We start from the raw sequence: 208 nt of genomic DNA, 5'->3' as shown, positions 1-208 counted from the left end.
GTCGCCCCAGAACTCCACCCGAAGGGGGTGCTCCTCGGTCGGCGGGAAGACGTCCAGGATGCCGCCGCGCACCGCGAACTCGCCGCGCTTCTCGACCAGCTCGACCCGGGAGTACGCGGCGGCCGCGAGCGCCTCGACCGTCTCCCCGAGATCGGCGCTCTGGCCGATCCGCAGCGCCACGGGTTCCAGGTCGCCGAGCCCCTTGACC

At 73.6% G+C, this 208-nt stretch carries 1 protein-coding gene; it reads right to left on the bottom strand.

From position 1 onward, the window contains the following. The coding region (locus G3I42_RS25380; RefSeq protein ID WP_164289647.1) for a hypothetical protein at positions 1-208 on the bottom strand (208 nt) is incomplete at both ends.

The sequence above is a fragment of the Streptomyces sp. SID11385 genome (assembly GCF_010548245.1).
In the GTDB taxonomy this organism is placed as follows: domain Bacteria; phylum Actinomycetota; class Actinomycetes; order Streptomycetales; family Streptomycetaceae; genus Streptomyces.
The sequence above is the reverse complement of the archived record's forward strand: the minus strand, read 5'-3'. Positions and strand labels throughout refer to the sequence as shown.